13 protein-coding genes are annotated in these 13,990 nt (G+C 67.6%); 6 read left to right on the forward strand and 7 right to left on the reverse strand.

What is annotated here, in order from left to right; all coding sequences use genetic code 11:
• Positions 1-4: 4 nt before the first annotated feature.
• Positions 5-1,612: a carboxyl transferase domain-containing protein gene (locus QK291_RS08045; RefSeq protein ID WP_282380681.1), complete on the reverse strand. Its 1,608-nt coding sequence runs from the start codon at positions 1,610-1,612 to the stop codon at positions 5-7.
• Positions 1,613-1,776: 164 nt separating this feature from the next.
• Here QK291_RS08045 and QK291_RS08050 point away from each other — a divergent pair, with 164 nt between their 5' ends.
• The gene (locus QK291_RS08050) at positions 1,777-2,436 is read left to right on the forward strand and encodes a TetR/AcrR family transcriptional regulator (RefSeq protein ID WP_282380683.1); all 660 of its coding nucleotides are present in this window, start codon (positions 1,777-1,779) and stop codon (positions 2,434-2,436) included.
• Positions 2,437-2,899: 463 nt separating this feature from the next.
• Here QK291_RS08050 and QK291_RS08055 read toward each other — a convergent pair whose 3' ends face one another.
• From QK291_RS08055 to pdhA, 3 genes are read right to left on the reverse strand one after another with little or no spacing between them, the layout of a single operon-like run.
• The gene (locus QK291_RS08055) at positions 2,900-4,354 is read right to left on the reverse strand and encodes a dihydrolipoamide acetyltransferase family protein (protein ID WP_282380685.1); all 1,455 of its coding nucleotides are present in this window, start codon (positions 4,352-4,354) and stop codon (positions 2,900-2,902) included.
• Positions 4,351-5,361 (reverse strand): alpha-ketoacid dehydrogenase subunit beta, encoded by a 1,011-nt coding sequence (locus QK291_RS08060; protein WP_282380686.1) that lies wholly within the window; start codon positions 5,359-5,361, stop codon positions 4,351-4,353. Before QK291_RS08060 ends, QK291_RS08055 begins: the two co-directional genes overlap by 4 nt.
• Positions 5,361-6,539 (reverse strand): pyruvate dehydrogenase (acetyl-transferring) E1 component subunit alpha, encoded by a 1,179-nt coding sequence (gene pdhA / locus QK291_RS08065; RefSeq protein ID WP_282380687.1) that lies wholly within the window; start codon positions 6,537-6,539, stop codon positions 5,361-5,363. The genes QK291_RS08060 and pdhA overlap by 1 nt, the downstream gene beginning before the upstream one ends.
• A 194-nt stretch (positions 6,540-6,733) precedes the next feature.
• Here pdhA and QK291_RS08070 point away from each other — a divergent pair, with 194 nt between their 5' ends.
• On the forward strand, positions 6,734-7,207 hold the full coding sequence (locus QK291_RS08070) for an Lrp/AsnC family transcriptional regulator (RefSeq protein ID WP_282380688.1): 474 nt from the start codon (positions 6,734-6,736) through the stop codon (positions 7,205-7,207).
• Positions 7,208-7,331: 124 nt separating this feature from the next.
• On the opposite strand, the gene QK291_RS08075 is transcribed toward QK291_RS08070, so the two are convergent.
• Entirely contained in the window at positions 7,332-8,948 is a 1,617-nt protein-coding gene (locus QK291_RS08075; RefSeq protein WP_282380690.1) for a sodium/solute symporter, read from the reverse strand.
• Positions 8,945-9,325 (reverse strand): DUF485 domain-containing protein, encoded by a 381-nt coding sequence (locus tag QK291_RS08080; protein WP_282380692.1) that lies wholly within the window; start codon positions 9,323-9,325, stop codon positions 8,945-8,947. Before QK291_RS08080 ends, QK291_RS08075 begins: the two co-directional genes overlap by 4 nt.
• Before the next feature lie 226 nt (positions 9,326-9,551).
• Here QK291_RS08080 and QK291_RS08085 point away from each other — a divergent pair, with 226 nt between their 5' ends.
• Genes QK291_RS08085 through QK291_RS08100 form a run of 4 tightly spaced genes read left to right on the forward strand, consistent with a single transcriptional unit; the run spans position 9,552 to position 13,372 of the window.
• Positions 9,552-10,769, forward strand: coding sequence for a histidine kinase (locus QK291_RS08085; protein ID WP_282380693.1), 1,218 nt, complete (start codon positions 9,552-9,554; stop codon positions 10,767-10,769).
• Between the two features lie 35 nt (positions 10,770-10,804).
• Positions 10,805-11,524, forward strand: a complete 720-nt coding sequence (locus QK291_RS08090) for a LytTR family DNA-binding domain-containing protein (protein ID WP_282380695.1) — start codon at positions 10,805-10,807, stop codon at positions 11,522-11,524.
• Positions 11,521-11,898: a hypothetical protein gene (locus QK291_RS08095; protein ID WP_282380697.1), complete on the forward strand. Its 378-nt coding sequence runs from the start codon at positions 11,521-11,523 to the stop codon at positions 11,896-11,898. Before QK291_RS08090 ends, QK291_RS08095 begins: the two co-directional genes overlap by 4 nt.
• A gap of 7 nt (positions 11,899-11,905) precedes the next feature.
• Positions 11,906-13,372 (forward strand): cation acetate symporter, encoded by a 1,467-nt coding sequence (locus QK291_RS08100; RefSeq protein ID WP_282380698.1) that lies wholly within the window; start codon positions 11,906-11,908, stop codon positions 13,370-13,372.
• Between the two features lie 6 nt (positions 13,373-13,378).
• Here the strand turns inward: QK291_RS08100 and QK291_RS08105 are convergent, their stop codons facing one another.
• Positions 13,379-13,957 (reverse strand): DivIVA domain-containing protein, encoded by a 579-nt coding sequence (locus tag QK291_RS08105; protein ID WP_282380699.1) that lies wholly within the window; start codon positions 13,955-13,957, stop codon positions 13,379-13,381.
• Positions 13,958-13,990 lie beyond the last annotated feature (33 nt).

Consider the following 13,990-nt stretch of genomic DNA (forward strand, 5'->3'; position numbering starts at 1 on the left):
TGGCTCACATCCGGAAAAGGCCGAAGGAGGTCTCCGGCAGCGGGGTGCGGGAGACGACGTCGAGCGCCAGTCCCAGGACGGTGCGGGTGTCCGCGGGGTCGATCACGCCGTCGTCCCAGAGGCGGGCGGTGGAATAGTAGGGGCTGCCCTGGTCCTCGTACTGTTGCTTGATCGGGGCCTTGAATGCTTCCTCGTCCGCGGCGGACCATTCCTCGCCGCGGGCCTCGTACTGGTCCCGCTTCACCGTGGCGAGCACGCCGGACGCCTGGTTGCCGCCCATCACCGAGATCCGGGACGCCGGCCACATCCACAGGAACCGCGGCGAGTAGGCCCGCCCGCACATGGAGTAGTTGCCGGCGCCGAAGGACCCGCCGATCACCACGGTCAGTTTGGGCACCCGGGCGGTGGCGACGGCGGTGACCATCTTGGCGCCGTTTTTGGCGATGCCGCCCTGCTCGTAGTCCTTGCCGACCATAAAGCCGGAGAGGTTCTGCAGGAAGAGCAGCGGGATTCCGCGCTGGTCGCAGAGCTCGATGAAGTGGGCGCCCTTGAGCGAGGATTCGCTGAAGAGCACCCCGTTGTTCGCGACGATGCCCACGGGGTGGCCGTGCAGCTTCACGAAGCCGGTGACGAGGGTGGTGCCGTAGTTCTTCTTGAATTCGTGGAAGCGGCTGCCGTCCACGAGCCGGGCGATGACCTCGCGGACGTCGTACTGGGCGTTGACGTCGGTGGGGACGGCGCCGTACAGCTCCTCCGGATCCACCAGGGGTTCGACGACGGTGTCGATCTCCCAGGCGGGGGCGGCCGGCCGCGGCAGGGTGGAGACAATGTCGCGGACGATCTGGAGGGCATGCTCATCGTTCTCGGCCAGGTGGTCGGTAACACCGGAGATCTTCGCGTGCACATCGCCGCCGCCGAGTTCCTCGGCCGTGACGATCTCGCCGATCGCGGCCTTCACGAGCGGCGGACCGCCCAGGAAGATGGTGCCCTGGTTGCGGACGATCACGGTCTCATCGCTCATCGCGGGGACGTAGGCGCCGCCCGCGGTGCAGGAGCCCATCACCGAGGCGATCTGCGGGATCCGGGCCGCGGACATCTTGGCCTGGTTGAAGAAGATCCGGCCGAAGTGCTCCTTGTCCGGGAAGACCTCGTCCTGTTTGGGCAGGAACGCCCCGCCCGAGTCCACGAGGTAGATGCACGGCAGCCGGTTCTCCAGCGCGATTTCCTGCGCCCGGAGGTGCTTCTTCACCGTCAGCGGGTAATAGGTGCCGCCCTTGACCGTGGCGTCGTTGGAAATGACCAGGACCTGGCGGCCGTGGACCAGCCCGATCCCGGCAATGACACCGGCGCCGGGCGAATCGTCGTTGTACATGCCGTTGGCGGCAAGCGGGGCGATTTCGAGGAACGGGCTGCCGTCATCCAGCAGCTGGTCGATGCGTTCGCGGGGCAGGAGCTTGCCGCGGGCCACATGGCGTTCCCGGGACTTCTCCGGCCCGCCCAGCGCAGCCGTGGCGAGGCGTTCCTTCAGCTCGCGGGCCAGCCCAAGCTGGGCCTCGCGGTTCGCGGCGAAGGCGGCGCTCGTGGCGTCCACCCGGCTGGCGATTGTCTCCATTGACTGCTTCCGTTCCTGGCCTTCATGCTGGGGGCCTGCACTGCGCCCGATCCAGCCATTTCGGTTAGTACCGCATAACTGAGATTTAGGTTAGTCTCTATTAACTGTGATGTCCACCACGGCGCCACGGAAACGGCTGGATCTTTGAAATGAGGGATGTGCCGGTGAGCGAACCCCGCGAGACGGACACTGCGCCGCCAACGACGCTGCCGGCAACGACGCTGCGCAGCCAGGCCAAGGAGAACCGCCGTAAGGCGCTGCTGTCCTCGGCTGCCGCACTCTTCGCCGTCGACGGGTTCAACCGCGTCTCCCTCGAGGACCTCGGCGCGGCTGCCGGTGTCAGCGGGCCGGCGGTCTACCGGCATTTCGCCGGCAAGCAGGCCGTCCTGGGGGCGCTGCTGCTGAGCGTCAGCCAGGAACTGCTCGACGGCGGCCGGAGCGTGATCGCCGGTTCCGATGGCGCAGCTGTTGCGCTGGACCGGCTGGTGGAGTTCCATGTGGACTTCGCGCTCAGCAACCCCGACGTCATCCGCGTGCAGGACCAGGACTTCAGCAACCTCGCCGACGAGGACCAGGCCGAGGTCCGCACGCTGCAGAGAAGCTACGTGGAGCTCTGGGTCGAGGTCCTGGCCGGACTGCATCCCGGAACCGAGGATGCCGAACTCCGGATGCGCGCCCACGCCACCTTCGGCCTAATCAACTCCACCCCGCATTCGGTGCGCAGCCACGGGCGGCGGATTGCGGTCAAGCGGGCCCGGCCGCTGCTGCAGAGCATGGCGCTGGCGGCCCTGATGGCTCCGGCCGTCCCCGAACCGCGCGGCTAGCTTCCCGCACCGGCTTCGCCCGGCTCCGCGCGGGCACCGGCCCGGCCCACGGCATCCGCTGCGGCGGCACTCCGGGGGCACTTTGGTGCGAGCACACCGTCAGCCAAGCCGCCGACGTCGAATATCGCTCCCAAAGTGCCCCGCCACGGCAGCACCTTGCGCAAAACAACTCTGCACAAACAACTCTGCACAAACAACTCTGCACAAGGCCGAGGCCGGCAGCCCCGGGCATACCCCACCCCACAGCTCAGGCCCGGCCAAACCCAAGGCGTCCACTGCGGGCAGCACTCCGGGGGCACTTTGGTGCGGGCACACCGGCAGCCACGCCCCCGACGTCGAATATCGCTCCCAAAGTGCCCCCGGACGGCAAAACTCCCGCGCAGGCCTGCCCGCCACAAGACAAAGCTGCCGGCTGCTCCCCCCATAGAGGGTGCAGCCGGCAGCCGTGGGTGAGCCGGGGTTGCTAGACCATGGCCAGGGCCATGCCCGGATCGGACAGCATGGCGCCGAGATCTTGCAGGAAGCGTGAGCCCTGCTCGCCGTCGACCAGACGGTGGTCGAAGGACAGGCTGAGCGTCATGACCTGGCGCAGTGCAACTGCGTCCTGGTACTCCCAAGGCATCTTCCGCACGGCGCCGAGAGCCAGGATGGCGGCCTCTCCCGGGTTCAGGATGGGCGTGCCGGCATCGATGCCGAAGACACCGATGTTCGTGATGGAGATGGTGCCCCCGGACAGATCGGCCGGAGCGGTCTTGCCGGCACGGGCCGTGTCCGTCAGTTCGGTCAGCGCCGTGGAGAGCTCCAGCAGGGACTTCCGGTCCGCGTCCTTGATGTTCGGCACGGTCAGGCCGCGCGGGGTGGCGGCCGCGATACCCAGGTTCACGTAGTTGTACTGAACTATGTGCTGCGACGCTTCATCCCAGCGGGTGTTGAGCGTCGGGTGGTTCTTCAGCGCGATCAGCACGGCCTTGGACACCAGGGTCAGCGGCGTGAGCTTGTAGCCGGCAAACGCGCGGCTGGCCTTGAGCTTCGCCAGCAGCTCCATGGTCGGGGTCACGTCAATGGTCAGGAACTCCGTGACATGCGGCGCTGTGAACGCGCTGGAGACCATGGCGGCGGCGGTGAACTTGCGAACGCCCTTGATCGGCGACCGGGTTTCCCGCTCGCCCTGCGCCGCGGCGGGAGCCTGTACCGGCAGGCCGGCCAGGTCCCGGGGTGCGACCGGCAGGTCTCCCCCGCCGACGAAGTCGCGGACATCATCGCGGGTGATCAGCCCGAACTCCCCGGTGCCGGTGACCTGGGCGAGGTCGACGCCGAGATCCTTGGCCAGCTTGCGCACGGGAGGAGTTGACCGCGGACGTTCCTCGGATTCGGGCCCGGGCAGGGTCTCAGCACGCCCGGCCTCCCGAACCGCAGGGACGGACACTGGCGCGGCCGGCGGAACCACGGGGGCTGCTTCGACGCGCTCAGCCACGGGCGCCAGCGCGGGTGCGGCCGCGGTTACGGTTGCCGGCACGGGTGCGGTTGCGGCTGCGAAGCTGCGGGCGCGGCGGGCGGGACGGCCGGAATTCTCCAGGACGGCGCCGTAGCCGACGAGGTTCGGTTCGCGTTTGGCGGGCGCATCTGCGCTCCCACCTCCGGAGCCGCCGTCGGGACCGCCGTCGTCGCCCTCAACCTCGAAGGAGACGATCGGCTTGCCGACCTCCACCACGGTGCCGGGCTGTTCGTGCAGGGCCGCGACCACACCGGCGAACGGTGAGGGGAGTTCTACAACGGCCTTGGCAGTTTCGACTTCGGCGATGATCTGGTTGAGCGTGACGGTATCCCCCACCGCGACCTTCCAGGCGACGATTTCCGATTCAGTAAGACCTTCACCGAGGTCCGGCAGCCTGAATTCCTTGATCATGGTGGCGCTCATCCTTCCAGCCCGCTCAGGGAGTTGGGGCGGCCCAGGGCGCGGTCGACGCCGTCCAGGATGCGGTCCAGGCCCGGGAGGTGGTGCATTTCAAGCTTCGAGTACGGGTACGGGACGTCGAAGCCGGTGACCCTGACCGGGGCAGCCTCGAGGTGGTAGAAACAGCGTTCGGTAATGCTGGCGGCCACCTCGGCGCCGATGCCGCCGGTCTGGGAGGCTTCATGCGTGATGACCAGCCGGCCGGTCTTCCGGACCGAGGCTTCCAGCGTCGCGAAGTCCAGCGGGGCGAGCGAGCGCAGGTCGATGACCTCGACCGACACGCCCTCGTCGGCGGCGGCGAGCGCGGCGTCCTTGGCCGTCTTGACGAGCGGACCATAGGCCACGAGCGTCACATCGGTGCCTTCGGAAACGACGCGGGCCTTCTCCATCGGCAGGGCGGCGCTGAGGTCCAGGGTCTCGTCCACCTCGCCCTTGTCGTGGTAGCGGCGCTTGGGTTCGAAGTAGAGCACCGGATCATCGGAGGCGATGGCCTGCTGGATCATGGTGAAGGCGTCCTGCGGGTTGGAGACGCTGATCACGCGCAGGCCCGAGGTGTGGGTGAAGTAGGCCTCCGGTGACTCGGAGTGGTGTTCCGGGGATCCTATGCCGCCGCCGAAGGGCACACGGATGGTGATGGGCATCTTGACCGCGCCCTGGGTGCGGTAGTGCATCTTGGCGACCTGGCTCACGATCTGGTCGAACGCCGGGTAGATGAAACCGTCGAACTGGATCTCCACCACCGGGCGGTACCCGCGGTAGGCCAGGCCGACGGCGGTGCCCATGATGCCGGACTCCGCCAGCGGGGTGTCCACGACGCGGTGCTTGCCGAAGTCCTTCTGCAGGCCGTCCGTGACGCGGAAGACACCGCCGAGGGCGCCGATGTCCTCGCCCATGAGGATCACCTTGGGATCGTTTTCGAGGGACTTGCGCAGGCCCGAATTGATGGCTCGGGCAAAGGTCATCTTCGTCATCAGCGTGCACCTTCTTCAGAAGCGGCTTCTGCGGGATCGCCGAAGGAAGCCAGGTAACGGGAATAGTGGTCCTGCTGGCGGTCCAGCGGGGAATGCGGCGTGCTGTAGACGTGCTTGAAGATGTCCAGCGGCTGCGGCTCGGGCATGTTGATGGTGCCGGCCCGCAGGGCCTTGGCGACGGCGTCCGCTTTGGCGCCGACGGCGGTTTCGAGGTCCTCGGTGAGCAGTCCCTTGCGCTCCAGCAGCGACTTGAGCCGGGCGATCGGATCCTTCGCGGCCCAGTCCTCGAGTTCGTTCGCGTCGCGGTAGCGGGTGGGATCATCCGCAGTGGTGTGCGGGCCCATCCGGTAGGTGACGGACTCGATGAAGGTGGGGCCGCCGCCGTGGCGTGCGCGGTCGATGGCGATCCGGGTTGCCGCCATCACGGCCAGGACGTCGTTGCCGTCCACGCGCATGCTGGGGATGCCGAAGCCTGCCGCGCGGTCCGCGATCTGGATGTGCGACTGCAGCCGGACGGGCTCGGAAATGGCCCAGTGGTTGTTCTGGCAGAAGAAGACCACCGGGGACTGGAAGCTGGCTGCGAACACCAGGGCCTCGTTGACGTCGCCCTCGCTCGTGGCGCCGTCACCGAAATAGGCCACAGCGACCGAGTCGGCGCCGTCGTTCTGGATTCCCATGGCATAGCCGGTGGCGTGCAGGGTCTGGGCGCCGATGATGATCTGCTGGGTGGCAACGTTGACCGTGTAGGGGTCCCAGCCGGCCAGGGCATTGCCCCGCCAGGCTTTGACGATGTCCTCGGGATTGACGCCGCGGCAGTAGGCCACGCCGTTGTCGCGGTAGCTGGGGAAGACGAAGTCGTCGTCACGCAGGGCCCGGGCCGAACCGATCTGGGAGGCCTCCTGGCCCAGCAGCGGCGGCCAGAGGGCGAGTTCACCCTGGCGCTGCAGGGCGGTGGCCTCGGTATCAATCCGCCGGATGACCACCATGTCTTCATACAGCGCGCCCAACTGTTCGTCGCTGACGTCCTGGACCCAGGGATCGAATTCGGGATGGCTTACGCGTTCACCCCTGGGGGTGATGAGCTGGACGAGATCTCCGCCCGTCCGCCTGTTTGATTCTGCACTGTTCCCGGGGCCCCCGGCGGAAATGCCGCCCTTGCCCGCGTCGTCGGTAAACACCTTGTACGCACCTTTCGACGTCGTCTGACCGGTGCCCGTGGGACTCGTGATCCCGGTGCGCGCCAGCCGCCCGGGCGCCGTTGCCCCGGATATCTGTGACCCTACTCACAATGCCCATTGGGTACAACCACCTGCGCCTAAGTTGAGCATTCTGCCCTGTATGGCTCCGCGGCACCGTGCTAATCTTGCGCATTATGCAACCCTTGGATGGCACCGACACCCGCCTGCTTTCGGCAATGGCCCGGGACCCCCGGCGGACCGTGGTGGCGCTGGCCCAGAAGCTGGGGTTGTCGCGGAATACCGTGCAGGCCCGGATGGCGCAGCTGGAGAAAAAACACGTCTTCCTCTCCTTTGAGCGCCGCATCAATCCGGCCTCGCTGGGCTATCCGCTGATGGCTTTTATCTCGGTGCACGTCCAGCAGCAGAAGCTCGGCACCCTGGCCGTGGAACTGGCCGATATTCCGGAGATCCTGGAGGGCTACGGCCTCACCGGCTCCGCGGACCTGCTGCTCCGGGTGGTCGCTCTCGACGCCGAGGACCTGTTCCGGATCAACGGCAAGATCCTGTCCTGCGACGGCGTGGACCGGACGGATACCGCCCTGGCGATGAGTGAGATGATCCCGTTCCGCATCCAGCCGCTGCTGGAACGCGGCTCGGCGGAGGGTTGAGGGTCCCCGCGGTCTCCGCAATGCCGGGCCGGGGACGCCGGACACCAAAACGGCAGGAGCCCCCGTGCGGTTGCACGGGGGCTCCTGCCGTTCTTAGCCAGTGTGGATCACCAGCGGGCGGTGCTTAGTGGTCGGTGGCCTTTTCGGCGCCGACGCCCGTGAGGGAGCGGACTTCCATTTCGGCCTGCTTGGTGGTGTCTTCCAGACGCTTGTCCAGCACCGAACCGAGCCAGCCCAGGAGGAACGCGAGCGGGATGGAAACGATACCGGGGTTGCTGAGCGGGAAGATCGCGAAGTTGGCGCCCGGGATCATGGACGTCTTGGCACCCGAGACCACCGGGGACAGCGCGATCAGGATGATCGCGGAACCGAGCCCGCCGTACATGCTCCAGATGGCGCCCTGGGTGGTGAACTTGCGCCAGTACAGCGAGTACACGATGGTGGGCAGGTTGGCCGAGGCCGCCACCGCGAAGGCAAGCGCCACCAGGAAGGCGACGTTCTGTCCGTTGGCGAAGATGCCGCCGACAATGGCCAGCAGTCCGATGACGACCACGGTGCGCCGCGCCACCTTGACCTCGGTCGCGGCGTCAGCCTTGCCCTTGGCAATCACGCTGGCATAGATGTCGTGGGCGAACGAGGCCGCCGCAGTGATCGTCAGTCCGGCGACGACGGCCAGGATGGTGGCGAAGGCCACCGCCGAGATGAAGCCGAGCAGCAGCGGGCCACCGAGGTGGAAGGCCAGCAGCGGTGCGGCGGAGTTGACGCCGCCCGGGGCACCCTTGATCGTGTCAGCGCCAACCAGCGCCGCAGCACCGAAGCCCAGGACCAGGGTGAACAGGTAGAACAGGCCGATCAGCCAGATGGACCAGACCACGGACTTGCGGGCTTCCTTGGCGGTCGGAACCGTGTAGAAGCGCATCAGCACGTGGGGCAGGGCCGCGGTGCCAAGCACGAGGGCCAGGCCCAGGGACATGAAGTCGATCTTGGAGACTTCGGACTTGCCGTACTGCAGGCCCGGGTTCAGGATATTCGGGTTGCCCGAGGTTTCCACCGCGCCGCCCAGCAGGTCGGAAAGGTTGAAGCCGTAGATGGCGAGGACCCAGAAAGTCATCACGGCGGCTCCCGCAATCAGGAGCACGGCCTTGATGATCTGGACCCAGGTGGTACCCTTCATGCCGCCGATCAGTACATACATGATCATCAGGGCGCCGACGACGACAATGACCAGCGCCTGTCCGCCCCAGTCGCTGATGCCAAGGAGCAGGGAGATCAGGGTGCCGGCTCCGGCCATCTGGGCCAGGAGGTAGAAGAAGCAGACCACCAGGGTGGAGATGGCCGCCGCGATGCGCACGGGGCGCTGCTTGAGCCGGAAGGAGAGCACATCGGCCATGGTGAACTTGCCGGTGTTGCGCAGCAGTTCGGCCACAAGCAGCAGGGCGACGAGCCAGGCGACCAGGAAGCCGATGGAGTACATAAAGCCGTCGTAGCCGTTGATGGCGATGGCGCCGGTGATCCCCAGGAACGAGGCCGCCGAGAGGTAGTCGCCTGCGATGGCGGTGCCGTTCTGAGATCCGGTGAAGGACCGTCCGGCGGCGTAGTAGTCGGCGGCCGTCTTGTTGTTCTTGCTTGCCTTGATCACGATGATCATCGTGATCGCCACGAACAGGGCGAAGATGCCCATGTTCAGCAGCGTGGTTTCCTTAAGATCCGCAACGTTCACTGCGGGCACCATAAACGTCATTTCTCTACCCCGCTGATCTGGTTGCCGTGCTTGTCGAATTCGTGGCCCTCGATTTCGTGGCGGATTTCCGCTGCGATCGGGTCAAGCTTCCGGTTCGAGTAGCTGACGTACCAGCCGGTGATGGCGAACGTGGTCACGAACTGAGCCAGTCCCATAATCAGGCCGACGTTGATGTTGCCCCAGACCTTGATGGACATGAACCCCACCGCGTAGTCGGCCAGCAGGACATAAGCGAAGTACCAGAGCAGGAATGCAATGGCCATCGGAAAGACAAAGCTGCGGTGACGCTTGCGCAGTTCCTGGAACCGCGGCGTCGACTGGACTTCCTTGAAGTCCACGGCCGCCGTGGCGTCCGTTTCTTGGGCTTCGTGACCCATCGTTCCTCCTCATTGAGACTTTCGAGTCCACACCGGCTGCCTTGGCCTGCTCCGAACAGTCCTCCGGCCAATGTGACTACAATCACCTTCTCCCGTGACGCGGCCAACATCCATATCCGCCCGGCCCTGCGTCGCTCAGCGGTCGGGATGCTGCGGTCAGCGGTGCCTCCAGCACGGTCCGGTGCCCCTGCGGCCCCTGCCCGGCGGGCCGCGATACGCTGGGCCCATGCCCGACTCTCCCCTGTTCACCGCCGCCGCCATCGCCGTGATCGCGGCGGCGATCGCCGTCGTCGTCGCCGTTGGACTCAAGGTGCTCCGCTCCTTCCGGGAGCTTGGCACGGACGCCGAACGGGCCACGTACAAGACACTGCACGCGGCGTCGCGCGCCGGCCAGCACCTGCGCACGGGCCTGAATCCTGCCGGCGCCGCCAAAGCCAGCCGGCAGCTGCGCAGCCTGCTCGGCTGCGACGCTCTGGCGATCACGGATACCAATGGCGTGCTGGCCTGGGACGGGGCCGGGGAGGAACTCAAGCCGGTGCTGATGGAGCTCGCGGCCGGAGTGCTCGACGGCGGCCATACCGCCGTCATTCCGGCCGGCGAAGTGCGGGAACTCGCCCAGGGCCAGGGCGCGGTGGCGACCCGCACGGACGTGGAACGCGCCGCGGTGATCGCCCCGATCAAGGCCGGGACCCGGGTGGTGGGCGTCGTGGCGGCCTTCGCCCCGGCGGCCGGTTCCGGGCTGGTCCGGGCCACCAGCGAGGTGGCCGACTGGGTGGCGACCCAGGTGGAGCTGGCCGAACTCGACGCGTCCCGCACGCTGCTGATGGAGGCGGAGGTGCGGGCCCTCCGGGCCCAGATCAGCCCGCATTTCATCTACAACTCCCTGAACGCGATCGCGTCCTTCATCAACACCGATCCGGTCCGGGCCCGGGAGCTGGTGGTGGAGTTCGCCGACTTCACCCGCTACTCGTTCCGCCGGCACGGGGACTTCACCACCCTCGCCGAGGAACTGCGCTGCATCGACCGCTACCTGCTGCTGGAGCGGGCCCGGTTCGGCGACCGGGTGCAGGTGAGCCTGCGGATCGCCCCCGAAGTGCTCAGCACCGTGATCCCCTTCCTGAGCCTGCAGCCGCTGGTGGAGAACGCGGTCCGGCACGGCCTCGAGGCCAAGGAGGGCCCCGGCCACATCTCCATCACGGCCAACGATGCCGGCGCCTTCGCCGAGGTGACCATCGAGGACGACGGCGTGGGCATGGATCCGGAACAGCTGCAGGCTGTCCTTGCCGGGCACGGCGACGGCGAGCATGTCGGGCTGCGCAATGTCGATGCCCGGCTGCGGCAGGTCTACGGCGACGAACACGGCCTGGTGATCGAGACCGCGCCCGGCGAAGGCACCCTGATCACGATGCGCGTCCCCAAGTCCCAGCCCCGCCACGATGCCTGATAGGGGCCAACCGACTCCGGCGTTAGTCTTGGACCATGATTAACGTCCTCGTCGCCGACGACGAGCTGCCCGCCGTGGAGGAACTGGCCTTCCTGCTGGGCCGGGATGACCGGATCGGCACCATCCACCGCGCGTCCTCCGGGGCCGAGGCCCTGCGGACCCTCGAGGCCGAGGAGGTCGACGCCGTGTTCCTCGACATCCACATGCCCGCACTCTCGGGCCTGGACATCGCCCGCGTCATCGCGCGCAGCAGCAAGCCGCCCGCCGTCGTCTTCGTCACCGCCGATGAGGACTGCGCGCTGGAAGCGTTCGACCTGGCCGCCGTCGACTACCTGCTGAAACCCGTCCGCGCCGAACGGCTGGCAAAGTCGATCGGGAGGATCAGCGAGCTGCTCAAGGACGGCGCCCCGCGGCCGGAAATGATCACCGTGGACCTCGGCGGCACCACAAAAATGATCCGCCGCGAAGAGGTCACCTACGTCCAGGCCCAGGGCGACTACGCCCGGCTGCACACCGCGGACGCCAGCTACCTCATCCGTGTCCCGCTGGCCGATCTGGAACAGCAGTGGGCCGAAGCCGGGTTCCTGCGGATCCACCGCTCCTACCTCATCGCGCTGAACCACATCAGCCACATGAAGCTTGCCGCCGCCCGGCCCAGCGTCACCGTGGCGGGGGCCGAACTTCCCATCAGCCGGCGGCACCTGCCCTCTGTGCGGGAAAAGCTCGAGACGACCCGGATCCGGCCGCAGGCATGACCCGTGTCCGCGTCACGGCCCCCCGGACCATTCTTCCGGGAAGCGGGGCGCTGCCTGCCGTGCGGTCGGCCGCCGATTCGCGTGATGCCGCCGAGGAGTCCGACGCGGGACAGGTGTTCGTCCGCTCACTGATCCGCTCCCAGTTGCGGCTTGCCGTGGTCGTGGCGGCGGGATTCCTGCTGATCCTGGTCGCGTTTCCGCTCATGCTGGGACTGGTCCCGGGCCTCGCGGAGTCAACGATTGTGGGTCTGCCCTTCAACTGGGTGCTGCTGGGCGCCGGGATCTATCCGGTGATCGGGCTCAGCGCCTGGCTGTATATCCGGACGGCGGCCCGGAACGAGGCCCGCTACCGGGACCTCGTCGGGGACAAGTGAGGCGACCGTGAATCCGGTCGTCGGCGTCGCGGCGTTCGCCGCCGTCTCGCTGGCCACGGCCGTCATCGGCTTTTACGGGCTGCGGATCTCTCGCACCACCGGGGATTTCTACGTGGCGTCACGGACGGTCCGGCCCTGGTGGAACGCCTCCGCGATCGGCGGCGAATACCTCTCGGCGGCGAGCTTCCTCGGCGTCGCCGGGCTGATCCTGCTCTCCGGCACGGACGCCCTGTGGTTTCCGGTGGGCTACACCGCCGGCTACCTGATGCTGCTGCTCTTTGTCGCCGCCCCGCTCCGGCGCTCCGGTGCCTACACCATTCCGGACTTCACCGAGGCGCGGCTCGACTCCCGGGTGGTCCGCAGCGTCACGAGCGTCGTCGTGGTGATGGTCGGCTGGCTTTACATCGTCCCGCAACTCCACGGCGCCGCGCTGGCAATCCGGATCACCACCGGGCTGCCGGCCTGGGTGGGGATGGTGGCCGTGGTCGCCGTCGTCTGCGTCACCGTGGTGGCGGGCGGCATGCGCTCCATCACCTTCGTGCAGGCGTTCCAGTACTGGCTCAAGCTGACGGCGCTGGCGGTGCCGATACTTTTTATCGTCTTCGTGCTGGCCGACTCAGGCACTCCCCCCGTGGCGGAGGCGTCCGTGAACCCGACGGGCGCGGCTCCGGCGGGGATGTACCAGAACATTTCCCTGCTGGTGGCGCTGCTGTTCGGGACGCTGGGGCTGCCGCACGTGCTGGTGCGCTTCTACACGAACCCGGACGGGCAGTCAGCCCGCCGGACAACCCTGATCGTGCTGGGCCTGCTGTCGGTCTTCTACCTGTTCCCGACGGCGTACGGCCTGGTCGGCCGGATGTTCGCCCCCCAGCTGGCGCAGAGCGGGCAGTCCGATGCGCTGGTGCTGCTGCTCCCCGGGGAGCTGGTGGGCGGGACGGCGGGTGATCTGCTGTCCGCCCTGGTGGTGGCGGGGGCGTTCGCCGCGTTCCTGTCCACGACCTCCGGGCTGGTGGTCTCGCTTGCCGGGGTGATCAGCCAGGACCTCTTCGGCGGCAGCGTGAAGGGCTTCCGCCGGGCGGCCGTGATCTCGGCGCTGGTCCCGCTGGGTCTGGCGTCCATGACGGGTTCGCTCGCACTGGCAGGGAGCGTGGGGATGGTGTTTGCCTTTACCGCGTCCACGCTCTGCCCGGTGCTGCTGCTGGGCATCTGGTGGCGGGGGCTGACCGACGCCGGGGCGATCGCCGGTATGGCAACGGGGGCCGTGTTCTGCGGCGGTGCCATGGTGGCAGGGGCCCTGCTGGGTGCCGGCGGAACGCCGTCGTGGCTGGCGCAGCCCGCCGCCTGGACAGTGCCGGCCGCGTTCGCCGTGATGGTCCTGGTCTCGCGGGCCACCAGGACCCGGGTGCCGCGGGGCATCACCCGTCTCATGACGCGGCTGCACACGCCCGAACGGCCGCTGGTCACCGAGCGCTGATGGCGCTCAGTCGATCGCGGCCATGAGTTCGACGACCCGGTCCATAAAGGCGTCCACCTGGTTTTCCTCGTATCCGTCCTTCCCGACGGCGGGACGGAAGACGGCGCGGCGGACATTGTCCACACTCAGCGGCTTGTCCTCTTCGAGGTATCCGATCAGGTCGTGGCAGAGGTCATCCACGTCCTTGGTGTTGTAGCTGCGGGCCTTGGCCTTGGCGGGGCGCCGGAAGCGGTGCCCGTCAGGGCGGTGCAGACGCCCGCGGAGCAGGCCGGCGAGCCGGCCGATCTCGCGGAGCCAGGCTTCCTCGCCGCGTTCGGCCACGAGCTCATCGCGTTCCCGCAGAGCGAGGGCGTCCTCCAGCCGGTCCAGTGCGGCGTCGACGCCGGCCGCTGCATAGCCGCCCTTGACGGGGTCGAAGGATACCGCCCTGACGTCCGCGCTCCTGACCGGGCGGGCGGCGGACTGGGGCGCCTCGAATGACACCCGTGCGCGCTGCATGAACTCGTCGACCTGCTTGGCGTTGTAGCCGTACTCGTTCCGCTGCACGCGGTCAAAGGACGCAGGAATCTGCCGTTGAATGTCCACTGTTCTGTTGTTTCCTTCAATGCCGTTCGACTG

The organism is Arthrobacter sp. AL12 (assembly GCF_029960645.1).
In the GTDB taxonomy this organism is placed as follows: domain Bacteria; phylum Actinomycetota; class Actinomycetes; order Actinomycetales; family Micrococcaceae; genus Arthrobacter.

Bases quoted from the DNA above. Each gene is read 5' to 3' on its own strand.
- QK291_RS08070 (WP_282380688.1), top strand. From the start codon at position 6,734: ATGCAACCCTTGGATGGCACCGACACCCGCCTGCTTTCGGCAATGGCC.
- QK291_RS08085 (WP_282380693.1), top strand. From the start codon at position 9,552: ATGCCCGACTCTCCCCTGTTCACCGCCGCCGCCATCGCCGTGATCGCG.
- QK291_RS08055 (WP_282380685.1), bottom strand. From the start codon at position 4,354: ATGAGCGCCACCATGATCAAGGAATTCAGGCTGCCGGACCTCGGTGAA.
- QK291_RS08095 (WP_282380697.1), top strand. From the start codon at position 11,521: ATGACCCGTGTCCGCGTCACGGCCCCCCGGACCATTCTTCCGGGAAGC.
- QK291_RS08075 (WP_282380690.1), bottom strand. From the start codon at position 8,948: ATGACGTTTATGGTGCCCGCAGTGAACGTTGCGGATCTTAAGGAAACC.
- QK291_RS08090 (WP_282380695.1), top strand. From the start codon at position 10,805: ATGATTAACGTCCTCGTCGCCGACGACGAGCTGCCCGCCGTGGAGGAA.
- QK291_RS08045 (WP_282380681.1), bottom strand. From the start codon at position 1,612: ATGGAGACAATCGCCAGCCGGGTGGACGCCACGAGCGCCGCCTTCGCC.
- QK291_RS08060 (WP_282380686.1), bottom strand. From the start codon at position 5,361: ATGACGAAGATGACCTTTGCCCGAGCCATCAATTCGGGCCTGCGCAAG.
- QK291_RS08080 (WP_282380692.1), bottom strand. From the start codon at position 9,325: ATGGGTCACGAAGCCCAAGAAACGGACGCCACGGCGGCCGTGGACTTC.